We start from the raw sequence: 5,226 nt of genomic DNA on the forward strand, positions 1-5,226 counted from the left end.
ATCGTTACTGTCAGGAGTGCCATAGTGACCAGACCTTTAAGCCATCTCTTCTTCATTTCTTTCCCTACCTCCGCTTGATGTCATGTTTTCTTTCATCGATTGATTCTATACCCACTATACTGACCGGCCTCTGTTCCCTCAATGGGACAAAATTTCGTAACTGTTTAAAAAAATGATTCCCAAAAAAAGTAAAATCGCCCCCTACCGAGGACGATCCCTTGATTTCACTGGATTTATACTTAACATGAAATTAACTCATAATTATCATATGATTCACATAAGTTCCCGTTCCTTACGGAATTCCGTAGGCGTCTTGCCTGTGGCCTTGCGGAATAGCTGGCTGAAATAGCGTGAATCCTGGTAACCGACAGCCAGCGATACTTCGTAGATCCGCGAATCGGGAGAGCATAGCAGCTCCATCGCTTTTTCCATTCTTACCTGTGTCAAGTAATCAATAAAGGTGGTTCCCGTAGCTTTGCGGAACAGCCTGCTGAAATGGGCTTCACTTACATGGAACTGGGCAGCGAGCAGCTGCAGGGAAATGTCCTCCGCATACCGTGTCTGTATGAACGCCTCCACCTGTTTGAAATTGGCGGCATCGGAAGCCGCAGGCTGATCTCCCCACAGCTCAATATCGCCAAACTTATGTATGCCGCTCTTCTGCCCCGAGCCCGGACGCTTGAAATGGAGCGCAGCAGCAGCCTCGCGGTGGGCCTGGCCTATGCTCTCCAGGCTTCGATGCGTCAAGCTCAGCCCAACTGCCAATTGACTTTTACCGGAAATCTCCTGAATCCGGCTCCAGAGCCGGCTGCTGTCCGCTCCCGAATCCGCCCCGATCAGCAGTGCCGCAAGGTTCCCGCCCAGTGTCACAGGAGGCCCCATGAGGATATCCCACAAACGGTCATGCAGTTCATCCTTCAGGTGCTCAAGCCAATAGTTCGAATCTTCATACTGAATCAGGGCAATGCGGAAGCCTTCGCCAGAGAGCCGGCGGTTATCTATGATCTCCGTTAGCATCTTCAAGGATCTGGGATTGGAAATCCCTAGTAACTGGTCATGCAGAAGCTTCTCCATCACAAGGGTATATCCTGCCGACACCCACTCTCTAAGCTCCTGTTCAACCGTCTCGCTCTCCCTGCTGGCCTTGATTTCGAGACAGACCTTTTCCATGACCTCAAGCAGCTCGTCCGGGTTGGTAGGCTTCAATACAAAATCGGCCGCCTTGAGCCTCACGGCCTGCTGCGCATAGGTAAAGTCATCAAATCCCGTTAAAAAGATGATGCGAAGCTTGGGATGAACCCGCTGCGCTTCTTCCGCAAGCTGCATTCCATTCATAGCCGGCATACGAATATCCGTCAGCAAAATATCCGGCTTATGCTCTTTAACCGCCTGCAGCGACTGCTCCCCGTTCGAAGCCTCGGCCACAATCTCGCAGCCCAGCGCCTGCCAGTCAATCGTCTGCTTCAATCCTTCCCTGATGAGCCATTCATCATCCGTTATGAGCACTTTATACAACCCGTTCAACCTCCTTCGGATCGGCAATGCAAGGAATACGAATCGTCACCTTCGTTCCTTGGCCCGCTTCACTCTCCACATCCAGTTGATACCTTGGCCCAAAATGCAGCTCCAGCCGTTTCTTCAAATTGTGCAGGCCAATCCGCGTCTTCGCGGACGATGCGTTTTCCGCTTCCTGCTCCCATAGCTTCGCCAGCTTGTCCCCGGTCATGCCGACGCCATCGTCCTCCACGATGAATTGAACCTCCCGGTCCACGGCGCCTGCCCAAATCCGCAATTTCCCCTCGCCCTCCTTCATTTCCAGCCCGTGCCCTACCGCATTCTCCACCAGAGGCTGCAATAGCAGCTTCGGTGTGTAGAAATCCAGAATCTCCTCGTCGATATCCAGCTCGATGTTAATTTTGTCGCGGTATCTAAGCTGGACAATCGTCAAATAGTTGCGGATTTGCTTCATATCCTCGCGGATCGGAATGACCGGATTGCCGCGCCGGATGCTGAACCGCAGCAGGTTGCCCAGCGACACAGCCACTTTGCTGATCGCATCCATTCCATGGATCCGCGCCATCCAGTTAATCGAATCGAGCGCGTTATACAAAAAGTGGGGCGTGAACTGCGCTTGAATCGCCTTGATCTCCGCCTCCTGCACCTGAAGCTGCTTCTCGTAGCCTTCGCGGATTAGCCGGTTGATCTGCCGGAGCATCGTATTAAAGCTGCGTCCCAGATGCCCGACCTCGTCATTGTATTTTGAAGGAAAGGTGACATCCATCCGGCCCTTCTCCACCTCATTCATCAATAACCGCAGCTTGCGGAGTGGGCGCGTCATGTAGTCCGACAGCAAATAAGCGACGCAATAACTGATGAGTATGCAGGAAATCACAATAAATATCGTCAAATTGCGGATGCTGTGGCTCTCCTTCGTCAATACGCCGATAGGCAGGGCACTCACCATTTTGAAGCCGGAGGAATCGGAGGAGTCATAAATAATCATTTTGTCGGACCCTTCATCCACTGCGGAAAAATAACCCTTGGTGCCGCCCAGCACTTCATCCATATAGCTTTTGTTCAGGCGCGTTCCGACCTGCTGCTTGGAGGGGCTGCTGGAAATGACATAGCCGTTCGCATCCAGCAAATATACCTCGCCGCCGGGATACTGATGCGCCTTCTGGTACTTGTCCGCCAACGCGGACTCCTTGATATCCACGATGAAATAGCCGAGCGTCTCCCCGGTTTCAATCGATTTCAGCAGCCTTCCCGAGCTTAACACAGCCCCGTAATCCTCAATTTTCTTCAAGGAGTAATGGGTGTCCCAGGCAGGGCCGCCGCCCGCGATTCTTGCTTTGCGGAATAATCCCCAGTTCGGCTCGTAATCCCGGTAAGCGGGCGGCAAGAAATCGCCTGTAAAATAGCGTTCTCCGTTCACCCCGATCACATACAGCTCAATGTCCCAGGATTTAAAGCCCAGAAAGCTCTGCAAAATCCCGTTCACCGTCTGCTCGTCCTCATATTTCTCGGCCACGCTCCGGGATGACGGCTTGGACAGAATCTTCTGTATATCCTCGTTGCTGTAGAGGTACATGGACAACTGCTCAATATCCTGCACAAAGTCGGTCAGGCTGTGATTGACTTGAGACAGGTTCTCTAATATGATTTCGTACGCCTTGATCTGAATTTCCGTGGAAGCCTTGCGGTATGAGAACATCCCGAGCAACCCGAGGGGCAGTATCGTGATGATCAGCAGCAGAAGCATTAATTTGGTCCTTAACCCCATGGAATGGAACTGCCTGATCCGGTTCATGCTGTGCGACTCCCTCTCTGCCTTCGGAATTTGCTGATAAATATATCACAATCCGCAGAGCGGCGACAACAGAAATTGTCGAATCGTGCAAGGCTGGATGAACGCAAAAAAGAAACGGCTGCGCGGTCCCCGCAAGAGGAGCACATCCGTTTCTCAGGCTACAAAGTTACTTGGAGAACTGATCTTTAAGCGCCGGCGAATGGGCCGCGCCCTCATTCATCCTTCTCAGCGTTTCCAGCTTCATCTCGCTGTTGACCCCGAACTCGAAGCCATACTTTTTCTCAAGAACGACTCCGGCCAGAACATCCTGCCGCTTCTGCCGGTAACGGGCGTTTCGATTCCGATCACGCATTTGCATTCTCCTCCCTGGGGGCAAAATGGGTTACAGATTCAGAAAGTCCGGCGCCAATCGGGCAATATGGAAGTTATGATATATGTCCAGTATACATGATGAGCGAGCATAAAAAACAGGCTTGTCCCGGAGGAAAGCCTGTTTTTTTATAAAAATTTTGCTTTATTTTTTAGGCAATGGATCAGGATGGGCGGTTTCAGCCGGTTTGGCTTCCCACTCGTCCGCTTCGGGTTCGATATCGACCCCGTTCTCCATCTTCTTGATCTCGGCGAGCGAGTCTCCCTTTCTATTTTCCCGGTTGCGGATGTCCGCCTCGTTCTGGATTTGATCGGCCATGCTTGTTTCCTCCTTCATAAAGGTTGTACTTTCTTTGCTCATAGTTATCGTTGCCCGATGACGCCTATTACAAACATGCTAAATGTTCTCTTTAGGTAGGATTCACGAACGTTATCCTTTATCATGATAGAAAAAAGACGGCAAGGAGACGGGAAGATTGAAGCTGCTGTATAAGACGCGGGAAGACGAACATGACATCGCGGTATACGATACGGATGAATGGTACGGCGAGAAGGGGCGCTTTCGGGTGCTGCAATTTTGTCCTTCATTTGATGGAGTGGAATAACGCGGCATTTGAGGACGTGTTCATCATCGGGCACGGGGTCGGGACGATTTCCGGCCATTTATCCGGCACAACCGTAAAAACCGTGGAGATCAGCCCCTCGGATCGCGGAAATCAGCAGAACGTATTACGGATACAGCGGGGATGCGGTGCGAATCGGCGACGGACGCGGCGCGCTTGCAGAGGAACGGGACGGCGCCTTCGATTATATCGTGCTTGACGCATTCAGCGACAAGGGCACGCCCCGCCATTTGATATCGCAAGAGTTCTTCCGGCTGGTCCGGAGCAGACTGAAGCCGGGCGGGTTGATGCTGATGAACCTGATGGGCAGAGGGGGAAGCGACTGGCAGATACAGGCGGTCCACACGACACTTGCTTCGGCATTTCCCCATACCCGGGCGTTCGTCCTCCCCGAAGAAGGCGCCGCCAGCCTCAAAAATATGATTCTCGCTGGCAGCGGCCAGCTCATTGGCTTCAAAGCCCGCTATATGGCTGGCTTTACCCAGGCGACGCTCCCTCCGGGATATATCCTGACGGACTAAAGCGGGCGCTTCGCCTTCACCGCGATGCCTTCCGCTGTCAGCCTCAGACGCAATTCTCTTGCAAAAGCGGCCGCCCCGGCGCCGTCCCCATGAATGCAGACCGTCTCGGCTTCAAGCGGGACCAGCGTGCCGTCCAAAGCGGCAACCACGCCTTCCTTGACCATCCGGATCACCTGGCGGACCGATTGCTCCATGTCCGTTATCACGGCTCCCGGCTGGCGTCTTGGGGTCAGCGATCCGTCCCGCTGATAGGTGCGGTCCGCGAACACCTCGCTTGCTGTGGACAGCCCCGCCGCCCGGCCTGCGGCAAGCAGCTCGCTTCCGGCCAGTCCGTACAGCGACAGGGACGGGTCGAACCGGAGAACGGCCAGCGCTATGGCGTCGGCCAGCGGACGGGACGCCG

7 protein-coding genes are annotated in these 5,226 nt (G+C 53.4%); 2 read left to right on the plus strand and 5 right to left on the minus strand.

Going from position 1 to position 5,226, the window contains the following annotated elements; translation table 11 throughout:
• Positions 1 to 273 precede the first annotated feature (273 nt).
• The 4 genes from L692_RS0108120 to L692_RS32510 all read right to left on the minus strand — a co-directional run bounded on the left by L692_RS0108120 (position 274) and on the right by L692_RS32510 (position 3,998).
• On the minus strand, positions 274 to 1,506 hold the full coding sequence (locus tag L692_RS0108120; protein ID WP_232238746.1) for a response regulator: 1,233 nt from the start codon (positions 1,504 to 1,506) through the stop codon (positions 274 to 276).
• 1 nt (position 1,507) lies between these two features.
• Positions 1,508 to 3,310 (minus strand): cache domain-containing sensor histidine kinase, encoded by a 1,803-nt coding sequence (locus L692_RS0108125; RefSeq protein WP_025698827.1) that lies wholly within the window; start codon positions 3,308 to 3,310, stop codon positions 1,508 to 1,510.
• Between the two features lie 166 nt (positions 3,311 to 3,476).
• Positions 3,477 to 3,662 carry a hypothetical protein gene (locus L692_RS0108130; RefSeq protein ID WP_025698829.1) on the minus strand — a complete coding sequence of 62 codons (186 nt, stop codon included), beginning with the start codon at positions 3,660 to 3,662 and terminating at the stop codon, positions 3,477 to 3,479.
• 162 nt (positions 3,663 to 3,824) lie between these two features.
• A complete protein-coding gene (locus L692_RS32510; protein WP_198027726.1) occupies positions 3,825 to 3,998 on the minus strand; it encodes a hypothetical protein in 174 nt (57 codons plus the stop codon).
• Positions 3,999 to 4,155: 157 nt separating this feature from the next.
• Between L692_RS32510 and L692_RS33800 the strand changes: the two genes are divergently transcribed.
• Together L692_RS33800 and L692_RS33445 are read left to right on the plus strand one after the other, a co-directional pair.
• Positions 4,156 to 4,284 carry a hypothetical protein gene (locus tag L692_RS33800; protein WP_269636722.1) on the plus strand — a complete coding sequence of 43 codons (129 nt, stop codon included), beginning with the start codon at positions 4,156 to 4,158 and terminating at the stop codon, positions 4,282 to 4,284.
• 146 nt (positions 4,285 to 4,430) lie between these two features.
• Entirely contained in the window at positions 4,431 to 4,823 is a 393-nt protein-coding gene (locus L692_RS33445; RefSeq protein WP_051503460.1) for a fused MFS/spermidine synthase, read from the plus strand.
• Here the strand turns inward: L692_RS33445 and L692_RS0108145 are convergent.
• On the minus strand, positions 4,820 to 5,226 hold a 407-nt coding region (locus L692_RS0108145; protein WP_025698830.1), incomplete at its 5' end, for a LamB/YcsF family protein. The two genes, L692_RS33445 and L692_RS0108145, sit on opposite strands and share 4 nt — an antisense overlap.

Origin of the sequence: Paenibacillus forsythiae T98 (assembly GCF_000520735.1) — a bacterium.
Taxonomy (GTDB): Bacteria; Bacillota; Bacilli; order Paenibacillales; family Paenibacillaceae; genus Paenibacillus_AQ; species Paenibacillus_AQ forsythiae.